This window comes from Massilia sp. Root351 (genome assembly GCF_001425045.1).
Taxonomy (GTDB): Bacteria; Pseudomonadota; Gammaproteobacteria; order Burkholderiales; family Burkholderiaceae_D; genus Rugamonas.
The window spans coordinates 80,403-97,932 of the sequence record NZ_LMDJ01000003.1; the positions used below are offsets into that span (position 1 = coordinate 80,403).

Sequence of the window (17,530 nt, forward strand, 5' to 3'; positions counted from 1 at the left end):
GCAGCGCCGGCTCACGCCGCCGGCAGCCCTTCGATCTCGGCCAGCAGCTTGCCGGCCGGCGTGTCGTAGCCATCCCCCAGTTCCAGGCAGGAATGCAGGTAGATGCGGGCGCCGTCGTTGTCGCCCACCGCGTGGAAGCACAGGGCAATCAGGTAGCGCACATGCTTGTTGCTGGGATCGCAGGGCAGCAAGCGGGTCAGGTTCTTGAACGCTTCCTGCACTTCGCGCTCGCGCATCAGCTGGCGCGCGCCCGCCACCTGGTCCTCGTACTGCAGGAAAACCTTGGCCTCGTCCAGGGCCCGGCCCCAGAAGCCGGTCAGGTCCATGCCGTTGCCGATGTGGCGCGGGTCGCCCACGGCGCGCGCCATGCTGGCTGCCTCGCGCAGCGCGCCGGCCAGGTGGACGTTGGCGACGTGGCCCTGCGCCGCCAGCGCGAAGAAGGCGTTGCTGGCGCACTGCAGGTCGGCATTGGTGCCCACTTCGCCGGCGGGATCCAGGTGGGCGGCGGTCTCGCCGCGGAACCACGGCGCGTGGCCGTCCCAGTCCAGGCAGAAGAAGGCGCTCATGATGCGGTAGTACACCAGCAGCGGCAGCGCCACCTCGCGGCAGGACAGCAGCTTGGGCAGCGTGGCGACGCGGAAGTCCTCGTTGCTGCTGGTGACCAGGATTTCATGCCGGATGAAGGGCAGGAACTGCGGGAAGTCCCGCATGAAGGCCGGGTAGAAGCGGATGTAGTGGCCAAACTTGGCCGACGACGGGTACTTGAATTCGCTGAACTCCATGCTGCACAGCTTGAACATGTCGGCGATGTGGCCGAACACCAGCTTGTCGTCGATATAGAACGGCGCCAGCACCGAAGCGCTCACCACCGACACCTTCTCGCGGAAGATGCCCATGGCCAGCGCCTGCGGGTCGGTGATGGCCATGTCCTTCTGCGCCAGGTAAGCCAGCGCGGCGCCGTCGATATAGCAGTCGGTACGGGTCTTGAACACGTAGTCCGCCTTGCCGACCGCCTCCAGGCCGCGCCGCAGGCTGACCGACTGGCGGAAGCCGTTGAAGCGGTCGAAGGGCAGCGCCGGGTCGGTTGCGGTGACCACTTTCAGGCCGTATTTCTGCTCCAGCTGTTTCAGGTAGGCCGCGTTTTCGAGCGCGTCGCGGTGCCAGGTCGACAGGATCAGCTCCTGCACGCAAGGCAGTGCGGACAAGGTGCCGAGGTTTTTCTCGAACAGCTCCTTTTCCCGCAGCTGTCCCGTGAAGACGACGCTGACCGGGCGCTGGCGATCAATTTGCATGGCTGGTGTTTCCGTGTTTGACGGCCGCCAGGTACTCGTCCGGCGTGCCGCAGAAGACGATCTCGCCGGCCCCCACGGTGACGTAGCGGATGTCGCGTCCGGCGGCGATCAGGTAGTTGTAAAGCGGCGCGATATAGAATTCGGCGCGCACGCGCAGGTCGTTGCTGGCGGCGTGGCGGAAGGCCTGCTCGAACAGGCTGCGCTCGCGGAACTGGTACAGGCCGTCGCTGCACAGGTTGGAGATGCGCACCTTCTCGGTGGTTTCCAGCACCCGGCCGTCCGCGCCGGGCCGCACGAAGGACCAGTGCTCGCCCTCGCCCTCGAACACTTCCAGGTAGCCGTCGCAATCGAGCGCCGGCATGGTGAAGCCGGGCCGGAAGGTGTCGATATTGAAAATGGTCAGCGCGCCGCCGCTGCCGGCGCCCCGCATGCGCTGCAAGCCCTGGTAGACCGTGTCGGCCTGGCCCGCCGTCTCCTGCTCGAACACCACCAGCTCGAAGCGGCGCACGCCCAGGCTGGCCAGCTCCTGCCGCACGAAGGCTTCGGCGCCGAAGTCGCCGCGCACCAGGAACAGGAAGAACTCGCTGTCGAAATAGGCTTCGAACGAGGCCACCGCGTGCGCGAACACGCTGCGGCCATGCACCATCAATTCATATTTTGGACGGGTGTAGCCGGCCTGGAAGAAACGCGAGCTTTTGCCCACCATGGGAATAACTATCATGCGGACTCCATCTCGTCGTACAGGCGGTAGGCATTGGCCATCAGCGCCAGCTGGCGCCGCTCGTCGTCGGCGTGCAGCGGCAGCATCGACAGGAACAGCAGGATCACCTGCGGCAGGCAGGCGCGCAGCGTGACCTGCCCGCCCAGGAACACTTGCGCGGCAAAGGCTTGCTGCAATGGCTGCAGCCAGGGGTCGATGCGCAGGGAGAACGCCAGCCGGTAGGCGCCCTGCTCTTCCACCGAATACAGGCCGGCCATGATGTAGTCGTACAGCCCCAGCACCGAGTGGCTCAGCTTGGCGATATCGTAGGCCAGGTCGCCGTAGATCGACAAGGCGCCGTCGTGCGTGACGCCGCGCGGGTCGATCACCTTGATGGCGTTGGCGCGGCTGTCGTACAGGATGTTGCTGAAGCAGAAGTCGCCGTGCAGCACGCCGGGCACGCAGGGCTGCTGCGCGGCGCGCGCGCTGGCCAGTTCGAACAGCGCCCACAGGCTGGGGCGCTCGCTGCCGTTGATATGCCAGGACCGGTCCAGCGCGAAGCCGCGCTGCCTTGAGAATTCCTGCAGGCGCTGCGCGGTCTTGGCCACGCGCAGCTGCTGCGCTTCCACCTGTACCCGCGCCGCTTCGGCGGCGCGCACGTCCGGCGGCAAGACCTCGAAGGCGCGGCGGCACTCGGCGAAGAATTTTTCGCAATGGCCGTAGATGCTGTTCCAGAAAATCACGGAATGCCGGCTGTGCACGAACAGCTCGTTCAGCGGCACCAGATGCATGTATTCGGTGATGTAGTAGGGCTGGCCGTGCTCGTCGTCGCCCGCCTCCACCAGCTGCGGCGTGCGCAGCTTGATCATGCGCGGCACGGTGCGCAGCCAGTTGATCTCGCCGCGTATCTTGCGCTGGTTCTCGCCGGTCTTGCGCACGCAGCCGTCGGCGATGGTGATGCTGTTGAAGCTGCGCTCGGTGGTCATCTGTTCGCGCGCGGCGAAGAAGGTGTTGATGTGGCCCACGTCCAGCCAGCGCGTCACCTCGGCGCGCGCCAGCTTGCAGCCGGCGTCGTAGTTGTGCAGCGCCGCCGCGAAATTGCCGCCCGACAGCGCCAGGCAGCGCGACAGCTGGCGCGCGCTGGAGAACGAGAAATAGCCGCTCCAGACGATTTCCTCGCGCGCGTTGGCGCCCTCGATTTCCCACGGATAGTCGGTCTGGGTGCGGCCGGTGGCGATCACGTCATCGCCGTCGGGCAGGTCGAAGATCAGCGTGTCGCCGTGCAGGATGCGCAGCACGCCGCTGTCGTCGGCCATGGCGTTGATCACGTACAGCACCGAATCGGCCAGCGTCAGGCCTTCCTTGACGGCGATGGTCTCGATGCGGTGCCGCGCGAACGTCAGCGCATGGCCGGCGGCGCACTGGAAATTGGCCGGCAGCGACAGCACCAGCCGTTCGTCCGGAAACTTGCTGCGCAACACCTCGATCTGCAGTTCCAGGATCGGGCGGTTGCCGACTGGCAGCATGCACGGCGGCACGCGGCCGAAGCCGCTCTGCAATTCCTGGCCCACGTACGCGGCCGCTGTCACCAGTATCATGCTTTGCCTATCAGCTTCAGCAACTGTTCGTAGTCCAGCTTGGCGAATTCGTCCGGCCGCACGGCGCGGTCGTCCACGTAAAAGCCGTCGTGGCCGCACCACGGCTTGGCCACGTAGATTTCATCGTAGGGCACCTCGTGGCGGGCCAGCCAGTCGATAATCAGCGGCAGCGTGTTGGCGTTGATCTTGCCCAGCGAACCGGCGTAGGTGCGCATGTTGCGGCTGGTGTTGATGGCGATTTCAAAACCCTGCGCGTGGTACCAGCGCAGGCGCTCGATCACTTCCGGCACCGGCTGGGAATTGCGGTAGTCCCCTTCCACCGTGGTGCACAAGGTATCGTCAAGGTCGATAATGATGCGTTTCATGCCGCAGCCATCAGAGCACCGTGCCGATCAGGCGGTTGTGCGCCTCACCGTCGATGTAGTTCAGGGTCACCGCGCCTTCCGCCGCCGGGGCGCTGGCCTGCGACGGCACGTAGTTGGCCAGCATGTGTCTGGTGATGATGTCGACCAGCTCGGTGGTCACGTGCACATTGTCGTCCTGGTAGTAGCGCGTGCCGGCCGAGGTGGCCATTTCGAAACTGGGGAAGTAATCGACGTTGCTGAAGTCGTTGCTCATCTTCTCGGCCACCACGCGCAGCACGGCCTTGGAATAGGAGTTGGCCACGATGGCGTTGGACTGCGAGAAGGTGGCCTCGATCGGGATCGGGCTTACCGTCAGGACGATTTTCTTCTGCGAGTGCTTGCTGATCAGGCTGAGCGCATTGGAGATGCGCGCCGTCACGTCCTCGACGTCCATGCGGTGGAACTGGAAGCGCTCGGGCTCGCGGTTTACCGTCATGCGGCTCGGAGCCTTGTTCACATAGCACTGGTACTTGGTGTCGAACCAGGTTTCGGTCAGGCCCAGGGTGATCACCACGGTGTGCGAGGCCAGCAGTTCCTGGTACACCTCGGCGATCATGCGCCGCCGCAGCAGCAGGATGTCCAGCGGCACCGGCGCCTGCGCGATGTGCAGGAACAGGTCGACACAGCCCTTCTCGGTCTCCTCGATGCCCATGCCGTCGTCGTAAGTGAACATGCCGAACACGCTTTCAATGCGCTGCAGGATGGTGCCCGCATTATATTCGTTCAACATTTCAGGGTTCATGAACTTACTGACCGGCACGTCGAAACCGCGCTGCACCAGGCGGCTTTCGATTTCGCGCGCGAAGCACGAGCCGATCGTGAAGATCTTCTCGCCAGGCGCGATGGTGAATTTCGGGTTCAGTTTCGGCAGCAGGACGCCGTCGAGATAGCCGGCCTCGCCCTTGGACGGATAGCGAAAGGTACGCTGCTTCACGCCGTGGAATAAATTGCCGTATGCATCCGGGCCGGGGATGATCTTCATGGTGTGCCTGATCGGGAGGGGGGAGGGGTCATCCAGATCATAGCAACGAATTTTCACCAGATCAATTGATCGTTGCAGAAACGGCCGGTCCGGCCGGCGGCGCAGGCGCTGCGGGCCGGACCTGTATCAACGCCGCATCAAGGCTGGCTTGCCACCTTGGCAGCTTGCTGCTCCCCGCTCACCCATTGCTTGATGTGCGACTCCAGCACGTCCATCGGCAAGGCGCCCGCGCCCAGCACCTGGTCGTGGAACTTGCGGATGTCGAAGCGGGCGCCCAGTTCCCGCTTCGCGTAGTCGCGCAGCGCCAGGATTTTCAGCTGCCCGATCTTGTAGCCCAGCGCCTGGCCCGGCCACACGATGTAGCGGTCGGTCTCGCTTTGCACGTCCACTTCCTCGATGCCGGAATGGTCATGGAAGAAGTCCACCACCTGCTGGCGGCTCCACTTCTTGTAGTGCAGGCCGGTGTCGACCACCAGGCGGATCGCGCGCAGCATTTCGTCCTGCAAGTGGCCGTAGTAGCTGTAGGGATCCTTGAAGAAGCCCAGTTCCTGGCCCAGGCGTTCCGAATACAGCGCCCAGCCCTCGGCATACGCCGTGTAATTGCCCTGCTGGCGGAAGCTGGGCAGCGCCTCGATTTCCTGCGCGATGGCGATCTGCATGTGGTGGCCCGGTACGCCTTCGTGCAGCGCCGTGGTCTCGATGCCGATGATGGAGCGCTTGGCGAAGTCGCCGGTGTTGACCATCACGCGGCCGGCGCGCTTGCCGTCCGGCGAACCCTGAAGATACGACGCGGCGGCCTCGCCCTTCTCGCGGAATTGCTCCACCTGGCGGATTTCCACCTTGCCCTTGGGCAGAATGCCGAACTGCTGCGGCAGTTGGGCGTACATCTGGTCCGTGTATTTCTGGTACAGGTCCACGATCTCCTGGCGCGATTTCGGGTGCAGCTTGGGGTTGGCGGCCAGGGCCTTGTTGAAGCTCTTCAGATCCTTGAAGCCCAGTTGCTGCGCCACGCCCAGCATCTGCGCTTCAATGCGGGCCACTTCCTTCAGCCCCAGCTGATGGATTTCTTCCGGCGGCATCTCGGTGGTGGTGGACGATTTGGCCTTGAAACTGTAGCGCGCGGCGCCGTCCGGCAAGGACCACATGCCCACTTCGGTTCGGCCGTGCGGCTGGTACCGGGTCTTGACGTACGCGGCCAGCTTGCGGTAGGAAGGCGCCACGTCCTTCTGGATCGCCGCCAGGATCTCCTTGCTCAGGCGCGCCTTGTCGGCAGCCGAGAAGTCTTTCGGGAACTTCTTCAGCGGTTCGGCGAAGGGCGAGGCGCCGGCCTTCATCGCGGCCACGGTTTCGCACTGCCTGACGATTTTCGGGATCAGGAACTTGGGCGGCATCAGGCCGTCGCGCACGCCGTTCTCCATCTGCGCGCGGGTCTGCTCGAACAGCGCCGGCAGCGTGTGCAGTCGCTGGATGTAATCCTCGTAGTCCTTCACGGTTTCGAACGGCAGCGCGGAGACGATTTGCGGCAGGTCGATATGCACGCCGGAGTTCTGCGCCAGCGGCATTTGCCAGTCCTTGAAGCGCGCCGCTTCGGCACTCTCCCGCAACTGGCGCAGCATCAACTCATGATTCAGCTTCTCCTGCAGCGGGAAACCGCTGCTGTCGATGGCCTCGAAACGCTTCAGGAATTCCAGCGTGGCCCTGGTGTCGGCTTCAATGCCGGCCTGCGAAAAGTCGGACCACTTGTCGTTGTAGCGCTTGTCGCCCAGCAGCGACGCCCATTCGGGGCTGTTGCGCATGGTGTACTCCCACTGCTCCTTGATCAGGCTATTGAGCGCGGCACGGCGCGCCTCCAGGTCCGGCGCCTGGGCATGCACCGGGCCGAGGATAAGGGAAAACAGCAGCGCGCTGGCGGCGCCGAAGCGGGTCATTTTTGTCATGGTGGCATACGAAAAAAGGGTGAGCCTGCACTGTAAGCGAGCGCGCCGCACGGCGGGGACCAATTGTGACGAAACGTTAAAACAAAGGCATGGGTTGCGAAATTCGCGGCATACACGGATGTGCATGATCGGGCAAGGATGCGGCAGGAATGGCACTGCCCCGCGCCGCTGCGGCTTTCTAGAATGGCTGTACGTTATTCCCAAGGAGCGAACAGCATGCGCATCATCGACCAGATTTACATCAACGGCGAATTCACCACCCCGCACGGCACCGAGCTGGCGGACCTGGTCAACCCCACCACCGGCCAGCTGGCCGGACAGGTCCGCCTGGGCGACGTAGAGGACGCGCGGCGCGCCATCGCCGCCGCCAAGGCGGCATTCCCCTCCTTCTCCCGCAGCAGCATCGCGCAGCGCGGCATGTATTTGCAGCGCCTGCACGACGCGGTACTGGCGCGCGCCGGCGAGGCGGCCGCCGCCCTGATGGAGGAATACGGCGGCCCGTACGCCGGCAGCATCGGCCGCTCGCAGTACACGGCCAAGATGTTCCTGGACGTGAAGCAGGTGATGGAAGCACACGCTTTCAGCAAGACCGTGGGCAAATCCAAAGTGGTGCTGGAGCCGGTCGGCGTGGTGGGCATCATCACGCCATGGAACTCGAGCGCATGGTTCGTGGCCAACAAGCTGGCCACGGCGATTGCCGCCGGCTGCACGCTGGTGGTCAAGCCCAGTGAACTGAGCGCATGGCAAACGCAGATCCTGGCCGAGTGCCTGCACCAAGCCGGCCTGCCGGCGGGCGTGTTCAACATCGTCAACGGGCGCGGCGATGTAGTGGGCGCGGAGCTCAGCGCGCACCCGGACATCAACAAGATTTCCTTTACCGGCTCCACGCTGGTGGGCAAGACCATCGCGCGCACCGCAGTCGACACCATGAAGCGCGTAACGCTGGAGCTGGGCGGCAAAAGCGCCAACCTGCTGCTGGACGACGCCGACTTCGAGAAAGCCGTGCCGATGGCGATCCAGGCCTGCTATATGAACAACGGCCAGGCTTGCATCGCCGGTTCGCGCCTGCTGGTGCCCGCCAGCAGGCTGGAACAGGTGCGGCAGCTTGCCATCGCCGCCGCCGAAGCGGTGGTGGTAGGCGATCCGCGCGACCCCGGCGTGAGCCTGGGGCCGATGGTCACGCGCAAACAGTGGGAGCGGGTGCAGCACTATATCCGCACCGGCATCGAAGAAGGCGCCGAGCTGCTCACGGGCGGTTCGGGCCGGCCCGCCGGCCTGGAACAAGGCTGGTTCGTCAAGCCGACCGTGTTCGCCGGCGTGACGCCGGAGATGACGATTGCGCGCGAGGAGATCTTCGGCCCGGTGCTGTCCATCCTCGCCTACGACACCGAGGAGCAGGCCATCGCCATGGCCAACGACACGCCGTACGGCCTGCAAGCCTATGTCAGCTCCACCGACCTGGCGCGCGCCAACCGGGTGGCGGCGCAGCTGGTCGCGGGCCGGGTGCACATCAACGGTGTGCACGACGACCTGATTGCGCCGTTCGGCGGCTTCAAGCAATCGGGCATCGGGCGCGAATTCGGCCCATACGGGCTGGACTCCTACCTGGAACCGAAAGCCATCCTGGGCGAGGCGGCGCAGTACGCCTGACCATGGGCCGTCAGGCCGCAGTGCGCGGGGCGCTGCGGTGGCCCAGGCTGGAGACGATCTTCGGCTTGCGCGCCCAGTAGCTCCACGACACGCCGCCGCCGGCCAGCCACGCTTCCAGCTGGCCGAAGCGGTCGAAGCCCCAGAACGGCTCCTTGTCGGCGATGACGAAGGGCGAACCGAACACGCCGCGCGCCATGGCGGCGGCGGTTTCCTGCTTCAGCAATTCCTTCACCTCGCGCGAGCGGATCGCCGCCAGCATGGCCCGGGCAGGCACGCCCAGGCCCGCGGCGATACCGCCCAGCACCTCGTCGTCCGCCACGTCCACGCGGTCGGCGAAGTAGGCTTGCAGGCAGCGTTTGGCAAAGCGCACCGCCAGTTCGTCGCCGAATTCCTGGCGTAGCCACAGCATGGCGCGCGGCGCGCCCAGCAGCAGCTGCGGGAAGGTGGCCGGCTGGCGGTAGGCGATGCCGTGCTGGCGCGCGGTGCGGTCCATATCGTGCTGCACGTAGCTGCCCTTGATGGGCACCATCGGCAAGGGCATGCCGCCGGTGGTCTCGAACACCGCCGCCATCATGATGGGATGCCAGCGCACTGCGCGCCGGTGGCGCGCCGCCAGCTCGTCGATGCAGGTGGCGGCGAAATAGCCGTAGGGCGAGCCGAAGTCGAAGTAGAAATCTATCGGTTCCATGGCGGCCCTCTCAGCACAGGCCGAATTCGTCGTTGCTGTCGGGCAGCGCGCGCAGCGCATCCACCAGCCGCGGGCTGAACAGCAGGCAGCAGGCGACGACGGTGAGGAACAGGGCTTTGGTCATGATGCTCTCCTTTTTCGCACAGGTGTGCGAAACTAGTTGAAAAAAAACGGCGGCGCAGCCGGCCACCGCGTTGTCGGCTGCGGCTGTCATCCCTGGTAGGTGAAGCTTTTGTAGGTCGATATCAGGCGGCTGAAGGCCAGCATCATGCGGCCCGGCGCCGCCGGGTCGCGCATGAAGCGGGTATCGTGCAGCAAGCCCACGATCAGGCAGTAAATTTCGAACACCAGCTGTTCAGCGTCGGTATCGGGGCGCAGATGGCCCAGGTCCATGGCCTGCCGCACGGTCTTGCGCAGCGAGGCGCGCCAGCGCTCCACGCCCTGCTGCAGGCGGTCGCGCAGCGCGCCGTCCAGGTCGTCGAACTCGAAGGCGCCCGCCGTGTACAGGCAGCCGGAACCGGGGCCGGTGTCGCGGCAGCGCGCAATCCAGCGCTCCACCTGCGCCACCAGGCGCGGCAGGCCGGGCGCCAGCTTGAGCGAAGGCATGAAGACATCCTCGGCGAAGCGGCGGTCGTACTCGTCCAGCACGTCGCCCTGCAGCGCTTCCAGCGAGCCGACGCGGGAAAACACGCCGCTCTTGCTGATGCCGGTGCGCTTGGCCACCTCGCCCAGCGACAGCTTGCCGATGCCGTCGGCCGCCGCCATCTGGTAGGCGGTGCCCAGGATGGCGCTGTAAGTGGCTTCGCTTTTGGAGGACAGGGTGTTCATGCCCAAATTTTAGCACACCTGTGCGAAATGTAAACGACGAATGTAAAAAAACAGGCAAAAAAAATGGCGCGTCCGGAGCCGCGCCATTGTTACGGGATGCTGCCTGCTTAGTTGGCCAGGCGCTTCTCGATTTCAGCCTTGGTGGCCACCAGTTCCTGCGGCAGGTGATAGGCCAGCTTCTCGAACAGCTCGGCGTGCAGCTTCAGCTCTTCGGTCCAGGCGTTCTTGTCGATCGAGGTGATCTGGTCGAACTGCGCTTGCGTGAAGTTCAGGCCGTCCCAGTTCAGGTCCTTGAACTCCGGGGTCACGCCGAACACGTTTTCCACGCCGCTGGCCTGGCCGTCGATGCGTTCCAGCATCCACTTCAGCACGCGCATATTGTCGCCGAAGCCGGGCCAGACGAACTTGCCGTCGGCGTCGGTGCGGAACCAGTTCACGCAGTAGATCTTCGGTGCGTGGGCGCCGACCTTCTGGCCCAGGTTCAGCCAGTGCTGGAAGTAGTCGCTCATGTTGTAGCCGATGAACGGCAGCATGGCGAACGGGTCGCGGCGCACCACGCCCATCTGGCCGGCGGCGGCGGCGGTGGTTTCGGAACCCATGGTCGCTGCCATGTAGACGCCTTCCACCCAGTTGCGCGCTTCAGTGACCAGCGGCACGGTGGTGGAGCGGCGGCCGCCGAAGATGAAGGCCGAGATCGGCACGCCGGCCGGGTCGTCCCAGGCCGGGTCGATGACCGGGTTCTGGGTCGCGGCCACGGTAAAGCGCGCGTTCGGATGGGCGGCCTTGGTGCCGGAGGCCGGGGTCCAGTCCTTGCCCTGCCAGTCGATCAGGTGCGCAGGCGCTTCCTTGGTCAGGCCTTCCCACCACACGTCGCCGTCGTCGGTCAGCGCGACGTTGGTGAAGATGGTGTTCTCGCCCAGGCAAGCCATGCAGTTCGAGTTGGTCTTGGTGTTGGTGCCGGGGGCCACGCCGAAGTAGCCCGCTTCCGGGTTGATGGCGTACAGGCGGCCGTCCGCGCCCGGCTTGATCCAGGCGATATCGTCGCCGATGGTGGTCACTTTCCAGCCGTTGAAGCTCGCTGGCGGGATCAGCATGGCGAAGTTGGTCTTGCCACAGGCCGACGGGAAGGCGGCAGCGACGTAGTGCTTCTTGCCTTCCGGCGATTCCACGCCCAGGATCAGCATATGCTCAGCCAGCCAGCCGGCGCTCTTGCCGGACTGCGCTTCCTGGAAGCCCATATTGGAGGCGATGCGCAGCGCGAAGCACTTCTTGCCCAGCAGCGCGTTGCCGCCGTAGCCGGAGCCGTAGGACCAGATTTCGCGGGTTTCCGGGAAATGCACGATGTACTTGGTGGCGTTGCAGGGCCACGCGACGTCCTGCTGGCCTTCGGCCAGCGGCGCGCCCACGGTGTGGATGGCCGGCACGAAGTCGCCGTCCGTACCCAGCACGTCGTACACGGCTTTGCCCATGCGCGTCATGATGCGCATGTTGACCGCGACATAAGGCGAGTCGGACAGCTCGACGCCGATGTGGGCGATCGGCGAGCCCAGCGGCCCCATCGAGAACGGCACCACGTACAGCGTGCGGCCGGCCATGCAGCCGTCGAACAGGCCGTTCAGGGTGGTGCGCATTTCAGCCGGGGCCATCCAGTTGTTGGTCGGGCCGGCCTCTTCCTTGGTTTTCGAGCAGATGAAGGTGCGGTCTTCCACGCGCGCCACGTCGGTGGGGTCCGAGCAGGCCAGGTAGGAATTCGGGCGCAGCGCCTGGTTCAGCTTTTTCATCGTGCCGGCGGCCACCATTTCGCCGCACAGGCGGTCGTACTCTTCCTGCGAGCCGTCGCACCAGTAGATGCGGGCAGGACGGGTCAGCGCGGCCACTTCGGCCACCCAGTCGATGAGTTTCTGGTGTTTGATGTAAGCTGGGACGTTCAGTGCTGCAACGCCAGTCATAACGGGCTGATTCATAGTACCTCCAATGCCAATAAAGAATTCTTGTCTTGTCCCGGCACGGCAGATCGTCGTCAGCTTGTGGCTTGCGCTCGGAAAGGCATTCTTTAATGCTTCGGCGGTACGGCGGTCATGTCGGTGCGCCCTACCCGGGCGCGCAGCACCAATTATGTAACGGCGCTGATGGAACGTATTGCGGGAACCCACTGTCGGGCTCCAAATTGCTGGGGATTGTACACCCGCCCCCCCGCGATTCAGTCGAAAATGTAGGAAAATTGGTTGAGTAAAGTAGTAAGCTATTCTGGAAATTATCAAACCCGTTATTTCGCTACGAAACCCTGTCAAAATCACTTGCACAATTATGAAAATAGCAATTCTCGACGACTACCAGGACGCCGCCCGCAGCCTGGACTGCTTCCGTATGCTGGACGGCCATGATGTCAAAGTATTCAACAATTCCAGCCGCGGCGTGGGCCAGCTCGCGGCGCGGCTGGCGCCGTTCGAGGCGCTGGTGCTGATACGCGAGCGCACCGAGTTTTCGCGCGCGCTGCTGGCCAAGCTGCCGAACCTGAAGCTGATCTCGCAGACCGGGAAAGTCAGCGGCCACATCGACGTGGCCGCCGCCACCGAGCTGGGCATTGCCATTGCCGAAGGCGTGGGCTCGCCCACCGCGCCGGCCGAGCTGACGTGGGCGCTGATCATGGCGGCCCAGCGCAAGCTCGTGCCATATGCCGCCAATTTGCGGGCCGGGCTGTGGCAGACCGTGTCCAACCTGCCGGAATACAACACGGTGGGCACGGTGCTCAAGGGCCGCACGCTGGCGATCTGGAGCTATGGCAAGATCGGCAAACTGATCGCCGGCTACGGCAAGGCTTTCGGCATGAAAGTGATCGTCTGGGGCGGGCAAGCCAGCCGCGACGCAGCGCTGGCAGACGGTTATGCGGCGGCGGCGTCGCGCGAGCAATTGTTTGCCGAAGCGGACGTGCTCAGCCTGCACCTGCGGCTGGCCGAGGCCACGCGCGGCATCGTCACGGCCGAAGACCTGGCGCGCATGAAGCCGGGAGCGCTGTTCGTCAACACCAGCCGCGCCGAACTGGTGGCCGACGGTGCGCTGGAGGCGGCGCTCAAGCTGGGCGCGCCGGGCGCCGCCGCGCTGGATGTGTTCGCCAGCGAACCGCTGCCGCAAGACGACGTGCTGCTGCGCATGCCCAACGTGCTGGCCACGCCCCACCTCGGCTACGTCGAAAAAGACAGCTACGAGCTGTACTTCCGGCACGCCTTCCAGAACCTGGTCGATTTCGCCAACGGCAACTGCAAGACCATCCTCAACCCCGGCTACGCCACCCATCCACGCCAAGCAAGCTAAGCCGCATTTGCACACTTCGGGGTCAGACCCCGAAGTTGGACGAATGCGGCTCAGGCTGCCTGTAGGGAAAGACTGACGCTTGTCAGCGTTTCGGGAAGCGCGTGAACCGGGGACAGATGCAACGTGGCGTAGATTTGGTCCAGAGCCGGTTCAGCCAGCCGGACCGGTGTTTGCACCACACGAACTGAGCCGCATCCCCCCCACTTCGGGGTCTGACCCCGAAGTCGGGGGGATGCGGCTCAGGCTGCCTGTAGGGGGAGGCTGACAGTGCTTAGGATTCGGGAATGCCGGTGAGGTTGGGGCGGGGGACGGGCAGGGCGTGGACCTTGGTCCACAGGCCGGCCCAGCCAGGCGGCCAGGCCAGGTCGGGGCCGCTGTACGGGGGCAGCGTGGCGCGTACCGGGATCACCGGCACCGGCGGCATGTCCGTCAGCGGGCCGCCGTCGGGACGCGCCATGTCCAGGCTGTACATGTAGCCGGGAAGCAAATGGTCGCAGACGTGGGCGAACCAGGCCGCGTGGTCTTCGTCCCGGCCCAGCGCCTGCGCCAGGCCTTGCGGGTCGAAGCGGGCCAGCGCGCCAATCAGCTCGTTGGTGCTGGCGCCCGGCGTGTCGCCCCAGCCCATCACCGGATTGACGTTGTAGTCGGCGCCGGAACCGTACCATCCTTCGCGCCAGGAACGCTGCATCCAGTCGCGTGGCCCGGTAAACAGGTGCCAGCGCCAGTGCAGGCCGGACGGCTTGGGCCAGGAGTACAGGTACAGCTTTTGATAACCGGCCCGGTGCAGCTCGCGCACCATGGCCATCAGCCGCGCGTGCGGCATGCGGTCCGGCGGCGCGCGCCGGAACAGGATCGCTTCGCCGTCGGCAAACTGCACTTCGTCGGTGGACAGGTTCAGGTCCAGGGTGCGCGACTCGCTGCCGAACCGCGCGGCGATCCAGCCGGTCAGCAAATTGACGGCCGTGATCACGCCATAGCCGCGATGGCGGTGGAAAATAACGGTACCGGGTGCGAGTACTTTCATGGGTGGCTGCCGAACAAAAGAAACCAGTGTAGTCCGAGTATGCCGAAGTTTCCAGATGAGTGTCGATCAAGTTATCATGCGCGCATTCTTCCCCACTCTCTTACGGATTCCATCATGACCCTGCGCATCATTGCCACCGGCGGCACTTTCGACAAGCACTACAACGAACTGAACGGCACGTTGGCTTTCGCCGACAGCCACTTGCCGCAAGCCATTGCGCAGTCGCGCATGACGGTGGGCGCCACGCTGGAGCAGTTGCCGCTGCTGGATTCGCTGGACATGCAGGACGCCGACCGCGAACGCGTGCTGGCTGCCTGCCGCGCCGCCGCCGAGAAGGCCATCGTCATCGTGCACGGCACCGACACCATGAAGGAAACCGCCGCCGTGCTGGGCGCGGCCAGCCTGGAACAGACCATAGTGTTGACCGGCGCCATGATTCCTTATGAAATCGCCAACTCGGACGCGCTGTTCAACCTGGGCTTCGCCTGCGGCGTGGCACAGACCCTGCCGGCCGGCGTGTACGTCGCCATGAACGGCCGTATTTTCAGCTGGGACAATGTGCAGAAGAACCGTGCGGCCGGCGTCTTCCAGCCTCTGTAAAATACGCGCCATTTCTCAATTCTCAGGAACTGCAATGTCTGACTGGTCCGCCGGCTACGTAGCCGACATCGGCTATACCTTTGGCCTCTACCCTGAACTGAACCCCCTGCGCCTGAAGCTGGCCTTTTTGCACGCCGGCCTGGCCTTCCCCGAAGTGGGCGCGGCATGCGAACTCGGCTTCGGCCAGGGCGTGAGCATCAATGTCCATGCTGCCGCCTCGGTCACCGAATGGCACGGCACCGACTTCAACCCGTCGCAAGCCGCTTTTGCCCAGGACATGGCGGTCGCGTCCGACGCGCACGCGCAACTGCATGACGAATCCTTCGCGCAATTCTGCAGCCGCAGCAACCTGCCCGACTTTGACTTCATCGCCATGCATGGCATCTGGAGCTGGATTTCGGAGGAGAACCGCGCGATCCTGGTGGAGTTTGTGCAGCGCAAGCTGAAACCGGGCGGTGTGCTCTACGTTAGCTACAACACCCAGCCCGGCTGGGCAGCGATGGCGCCGATGCGCGACCTGCTCGCCGAACACTGCCAGGTGATGGGCGTGCCGGGCAAGGGTGTGCTGAATCGCATCGACCAATCGCTCGATTTTGCGCAGCGCCTGTTCGCCACGGAACCGCGCTTCCTGGCGCAGAATCCGGCCGTAGCCCAGCGCGTCTCCACGCTGAAGAGCCTGGACCGCAGCTATGTGGCGCACGAGTACTTCAATCGCGACTGGACCCCGATGTCGTTCTCTGCCACGGCGCAGCAGCTGCAACAGGCAAAACTGACCTTTGCCTGCTCCGCGCACTACCTGGAACACATCGACCCGCTGAACCTGACCGCCGAACAACAGGCGTTGCTGGCGGAGTTGCCGGACCCCTCGTTCCGCGAGACGGTGCGCGACTTCATGATGAACCAGCAGTTCCGGCGCGACTACTGGGTGCGCGGTCCGCGCCGCCTGAGCAATGCCGCGCGCGACGCGCTGCTGCGCCAGCAAAAAATCGTGCTGGCGGTGCCGCGCAAGGATGTGGTGCTGAAGACGGCAGGCCTGCTGGGCGAAGCCGCGCTGGACCAAAAAGTATACGGCCCGGTGCTGGAATTGCTGGCCGACCATCAGCCGCGCACGCTGGGCGAGATCGAAGCCGCGCTGAGCGAACGGGGTCTGACCCTGCAGCAGCTCCTCGAACTGGTGATGATCCTGTCCAACAACGGCACCCTGCTTGCCGTGCAGGACGACCACGCCATCGCCGGCGCGCGCCCGCAGACCGACCGCCTGAACCGCTATCTGTGCGAAATGGCCGTGACCGGCACCGAGGTGCTGTACCTGGCGTCCCCGGTCACCGGCGGCGGTTGCCGCATGGACCGCTTCACGCAGATGTTCCTGCTTGCCTATGCGCAGGGCGACACCGGTGCAGCGCAGCTGGGCGCCTTCGTTGAGGGTGTGCTGAAAAGCCAGAACCAGCTGCTGCAGAAACAGGGCGAGGTGCTATCAGCGGCCGAGCAAGGCGCCGAGCTGCGCCGCCTGGCGGAGCTTTTTGTCGCGGATACGCTGCCCGTCATGCGCGCCCTCGGCATCGCCGCGTAAAAAAAGACCCGCGCCAGCGGGTCTTTTTTCATCAGGCTTTCGCTTCGCCGCCCAGGGCTTCGACCACGTCGGCCATCATCTTGCTCAGCTCGCCGGTCATCAGCATGAAGTCGCCGTCGAAGCGCTCGTCGTCGTTGCGGGTGCTGGACTCGGTTTCCTTCAGCACGTCCAGCGGCTTGATGCCTTTCAGCGCCAGCGACTCGGTCAAGGTGAAGGAGATCTTGCTTTCCCACGTCATGGCCAGGCGCGTGCACTGCTTGCCGGCGGCGATGTGGCGGCGCACCTCGTCCGCTTCCAGCGTGTGGCGCACATAGCGCACGGCGGCCTTGCTCTCGCCGGTGGCGCGCAGCTCGGTGTCCATGTCCACCGTGAAGCCCACCGGCGAATCGTCGGCCTGCAGCCATTCGGTCATCACCCCCACCGGCGAGCGCTGCACGCGCAGGCTTTCCAGCGGCATGCGGTCTACCGCTTTCAGCAGCAGCTTGATCACTTCGTCGGCCTTGGCCGGGCTGGCGGCATCGACCACCAGCCAGCCGTTGACCGGGTCGATCCAGGTCCACACGTTGCCGCGGATCGAGAAGGCGCGCGGCAGCAGCTCGTCGGCCACGCGTTCCTTCAGTTCTTTCATGGCTTTCTTGCCGGGGGCGAAACCTTGCGCTTCTTCCATCTCGGCCGCGCGGGCCTTGGCCACCTGGTTGATGACGGTGGCCGGCAGCAGCTTTTTCTCGGTGCCCAGCAGGATCAGCATCTGGTTGTTGACCACGTGCACCAGGCCGCCGTTCGGACGCGGCTTGTCCCAACCCTGGCGCAGCAGTTCATTGCTGCTGGCCGGCGAGAACGCGTTGGTGCTCAGCGCTGCTTCGAGTTGTTCTGGAGTAAATGCCCAGGGCGCGGGCAGACGGTAGATTTGCAGATTCTTGAACCACATATTTGAGTTTGCCTTTG

At 64.7% G+C, this 17,530-nt stretch carries 15 protein-coding genes; 4 read left to right on the forward strand and 11 right to left on the reverse strand.

Annotation, left to right across the window (positions count from 1 at the left end):
* Positions 1-11: 11 nt before the first annotated feature.
* From ASD15_RS06655 to ASD15_RS06680, 6 genes are all read right to left on the reverse strand, one after another.
* Positions 12-1,292, reverse strand: coding sequence for a WavE lipopolysaccharide synthesis family protein (locus ASD15_RS06655; protein WP_057154036.1), 1,281 nt, complete (start codon positions 1,290-1,292; stop codon positions 12-14).
* Positions 1,282-2,013 (reverse strand): glycosyltransferase family 2 protein, encoded by a 732-nt coding sequence (locus ASD15_RS06660; protein WP_057154037.1) that lies wholly within the window; start codon positions 2,011-2,013, stop codon positions 1,282-1,284. Before ASD15_RS06660 ends, ASD15_RS06655 begins: the two co-directional genes overlap by 11 nt.
* The gene (locus ASD15_RS06665) at positions 2,010-3,590 is read right to left on the reverse strand and encodes a phosphotransferase (RefSeq protein ID WP_057154040.1); all 1,581 of its coding nucleotides are present in this window, start codon (positions 3,588-3,590) and stop codon (positions 2,010-2,012) included. Before ASD15_RS06665 ends, ASD15_RS06660 begins: the two co-directional genes overlap by 4 nt.
* Positions 3,587-3,955: an HAD-IIIC family phosphatase gene (locus ASD15_RS06670; RefSeq protein WP_057154041.1), complete on the reverse strand. Its 369-nt coding sequence runs from the start codon at positions 3,953-3,955 to the stop codon at positions 3,587-3,589. Before ASD15_RS06670 ends, ASD15_RS06665 begins: the two co-directional genes overlap by 4 nt.
* Positions 3,956-3,965: 10 nt before the next feature.
* Complete coding sequence (locus tag ASD15_RS06675; protein WP_057154043.1) at positions 3,966-4,976, reverse strand: GSCFA domain-containing protein; 1,011 nt, start codon at positions 4,974-4,976, stop codon at positions 3,966-3,968.
* A gap of 137 nt (positions 4,977-5,113) precedes the next feature.
* Positions 5,114-6,913, reverse strand: a complete 1,800-nt coding sequence (locus tag ASD15_RS06680) for a DUF885 family protein (protein WP_229418091.1) — start codon at positions 6,911-6,913, stop codon at positions 5,114-5,116.
* Positions 6,914-7,129: 216 nt separating this feature from the next.
* On the opposite strand from ASD15_RS06680, the gene ASD15_RS06685 reads away from it, so the two are divergent.
* A complete protein-coding gene (locus tag ASD15_RS06685) occupies positions 7,130-8,563 on the forward strand; it encodes an aldehyde dehydrogenase family protein (protein ID WP_057154047.1) in 1,434 nt (477 codons plus the stop codon).
* Between the two features lie 10 nt (positions 8,564-8,573).
* On the opposite strand, the gene ASD15_RS06690 is transcribed toward ASD15_RS06685, so the two are convergent.
* The 3 genes from ASD15_RS06690 to ASD15_RS06700 form a co-directional block, all read right to left on the reverse strand.
* Positions 8,574-9,251, reverse strand: coding sequence for a 2-hydroxychromene-2-carboxylate isomerase (locus tag ASD15_RS06690; RefSeq protein ID WP_082551636.1), 678 nt, complete (start codon positions 9,249-9,251; stop codon positions 8,574-8,576).
* A 210-nt stretch (positions 9,252-9,461) separates the two neighbouring features.
* Positions 9,462-10,079 carry a TetR/AcrR family transcriptional regulator gene (locus ASD15_RS06695; RefSeq protein ID WP_057154049.1) on the reverse strand — a complete coding sequence of 206 codons (618 nt, stop codon included), beginning with the start codon at positions 10,077-10,079 and terminating at the stop codon, positions 9,462-9,464.
* A 107-nt stretch (positions 10,080-10,186) separates the two neighbouring features.
* Positions 10,187-12,043 (reverse strand): phosphoenolpyruvate carboxykinase (GTP), encoded by a 1,857-nt coding sequence (locus ASD15_RS06700; protein WP_057154052.1) that lies wholly within the window; start codon positions 12,041-12,043, stop codon positions 10,187-10,189.
* Positions 12,044-12,386: 343 nt separating this feature from the next.
* Between ASD15_RS06700 and ASD15_RS06705 the strand changes: the two genes are divergently transcribed.
* A complete protein-coding gene (locus tag ASD15_RS06705; RefSeq protein WP_057154054.1) occupies positions 12,387-13,391 on the forward strand; it encodes a D-2-hydroxyacid dehydrogenase family protein in 1,005 nt (334 codons plus the stop codon).
* 271 nt (positions 13,392-13,662) lie between these two features.
* Here the strand turns inward: ASD15_RS06705 and ASD15_RS06710 are convergent, their stop codons facing one another.
* Positions 13,663-14,415 carry a hypothetical protein gene (locus tag ASD15_RS06710; protein WP_057154056.1) on the reverse strand — a complete coding sequence of 251 codons (753 nt, stop codon included), beginning with the start codon at positions 14,413-14,415 and terminating at the stop codon, positions 13,663-13,665.
* Positions 14,416-14,529: 114 nt separating this feature from the next.
* Between ASD15_RS06710 and ASD15_RS06715 the strand changes: the two genes are divergently transcribed.
* Positions 14,530-15,015 carry an asparaginase domain-containing protein gene (locus ASD15_RS06715; protein ID WP_057154057.1) on the forward strand — a complete coding sequence of 162 codons (486 nt, stop codon included), beginning with the start codon at positions 14,530-14,532 and terminating at the stop codon, positions 15,013-15,015.
* Between the two features lie 34 nt (positions 15,016-15,049).
* Entirely contained in the window at positions 15,050-16,585 is a 1,536-nt protein-coding gene (locus ASD15_RS06720) for a class I SAM-dependent methyltransferase (protein WP_057154059.1), read from the forward strand.
* A 31-nt stretch (positions 16,586-16,616) separates the two neighbouring features.
* Here the strand turns inward: ASD15_RS06720 and ASD15_RS06725 are convergent, their stop codons facing one another.
* A complete protein-coding gene (locus ASD15_RS06725) occupies positions 16,617-17,513 on the reverse strand; it encodes a recombination-associated protein RdgC (protein WP_056399834.1) in 897 nt (298 codons plus the stop codon).
* Between the last annotated feature and the right edge of the window lie 17 nt (positions 17,514-17,530).